Consider the following 2,485-nt stretch of genomic DNA (forward strand, 5'->3'; position numbering starts at 1 on the left):
GAACCAGTCGAGCGGCACGGTTTCGGTTGTAGCGCCAGACGATGTGTACAAAGGCGACCAGACTGTCACCACGGCTATCACCAAGGTAGCCGGCGGCGAGCACTTTGAGAACCTGGTACCTGGCACAACGCCGGTCAGCACCACCGTCACGGATACTCCGGGTACCGATAACACCACCACCGTCACGCTGACCGCACCTGATGCCGTCAATGAAGGTGGCCAGATCACCTACACCGCGACCTTGAGCAACAAGGCTGGCACCGACGTCACGCTGAAACTCGACAACGGTTCCACCATCACCATCAAACAAGGTGAAACCGTGGGTTCGGTGACCGTAGCGGCGCCGGGCGATGACGTGTTCATCGACAAGAGCACCCAGACCGTCAAGATCACTGACACCACTGGCGGCAATTTCGAGAAGCTGGTTGTAGCGGGCGACGGTGCAACCACCGTTATCAACGACACCATCGACAAGGTCGATGTGGTCCTGACCGCCACCACCACCGTGGGCGAAGGCGGCAACATCGTTTACACCGCGTCCCTGGTCGACAAGGCGGGTAATGCGGTGACCAACATCACCAACCCGCTGACCGTCACCCTGGATAACGGCCAGACCATCACCATTGGTGTAAACCAGTCCAGCGGCACGGTTTCGGTTGTAGCGCCAGACGATGTGTACAAAGGCGATCAAACCGTCACCACCGCCATCAAAGGCGTGACCGGTGGCGAACATTACGAAAATCTGGTGCCAGGCACCACGCCAGTCACTACCACCGTCACGGATACTCCGGGCACCGAGAACACCACCACCGTAACCCTGACGGCTCCGTCGGAAGTGAGCGAAGGTGGGCAGATCACCTACACCGCCACGCTCTCCAACAAAGCGGGCACTGACGTCACGCTGAAGCTGGATAACGGCTCCACCATCACCATCAAGGCCGGCGAAACCGCAGGCACGGTCACTGTGGCCGCCCCTGGCGATGACGTGTTCATCGACAAGAGCACCCAGACCGTCAAGATCACCGACACCGCTGGCGGCAACTTTGAGAAGCTCGTCGTAGCAGGCGATGGCGCAACTACCACCATCAACGACACCATCGACAAGGTCGATGTGGTCCTGACGGCGACCACTACTGTGGGCGAAGGCGGCCAGATCGTTTACACCGCCAGCCTTGTGGATAAAAACGGCGCGGCGGTGACCAATATCACCAACCCGTTGACCGTCACGCTGGATAACGGCCATACCATCACCATTGGTGTAAACCAGTCCAGCGGCACCGTTTCGGTTGTGGCACCTGATGATGTGTACAAAGGCGATCAGACTGTCACCACGGCTATCACCAAGGTAGCCGGCGGCGAGCACTTCGAAAATCTGGTTCCGGGGACCACACCGGTCACCACCACCGTGACTGACACACCGGGTACCGAAAACACCACCACTGTCACGCTGACCGCACCTGATGCCGTCAACGAAGGTGGTCAGATTACTTACACCGCCACGCTCTCCAACAAAGCAGGCACTGACGTCACGCTGAAGTTGGATAACGGCTCCACCATCACCATCAAGGCCGGCGAAACCGCAGGCACGGTCACTGTGGCCGCCCCTGGCGATGACGTGTTCATCGACAAGAGCACCCAGACCGTCAAGATCACCGACACCACTGGCGGCAATTTCGAGAAGCTGGTTGTAGCGGGCGACGGTGCGACCACCGTTATCAACGACACCATCGACAAGGTCGATGTGGTCCTGACCGCCACCACCACCGTGGGCGAAGGCGGCAACATCGTTTACACCGCCAGCCTTGTGGATAAAAACGGCGCGGCAGTGACGAACATCACCAATCCGTTGACGGTGACTTTGGACAACGGCCAAACCATCACCATTGGTGTGAACCAATCGAGCGGCACCGTTTCGGTTGTGGCACCTGATGATGTGTACAAAGGCGACCAGACTGTCACCACCGCCATCACCAAGGTAGCCGGTGGTGAGCATTACGAAAATCTGGTTCCAGGCACCACGCCTGTCACCACCACTGTGACCGATACTCCGGGCACTGAAAACACCACCACTGTCACGCTGACCGCACCTGATGCCGTCAACGAAGGTGGTCAGATTACTTACACCGCCACGCTTTCCAACAAAGCGGGCACCGACGTCACGCTGAAGCTGGATAACGGTTCCACCATCACCATCAAGCAGGGTGAGACCGTTGGCTCGGTGACCGTGGCCGCCCCTGGCGATGACGTGTTCATCGACAAGAGCACCCAAACCGTCAAGATCACTGACACCACTGGCGGCAACTTCGAGAAGCTGGTTGTAGCGGGCGACGGTGCGACCACCGTTATCAACGACACCATCGACAAGGTCGATGTGGTCCTGACCGCCACCACCACCATCGGCGAAGGCGGCAATATTGTTTACACCGCCAGCCTGGTAGACAAAAACGGCGTTGCAGTGACCAACATCACCAACCCGCTGACGGTG

General features: G+C 58.7%; 1 protein-coding gene. It reads left to right on the plus strand.

Annotated features, from left to right (window positions below; genetic code table 11):
* A partial coding sequence (locus GNF76_RS29410; RefSeq protein WP_343037858.1) for an immunoglobulin-like domain-containing protein occupies positions 1-2,485 on the plus strand: 2,485 nt, incomplete at both ends.

Origin of the sequence: Pseudomonas spelaei (genome assembly GCF_009724245.1) — a bacterium.
Lineage (GTDB): Bacteria > Pseudomonadota > Gammaproteobacteria > Pseudomonadales > Pseudomonadaceae > Aquipseudomonas > Aquipseudomonas spelaei.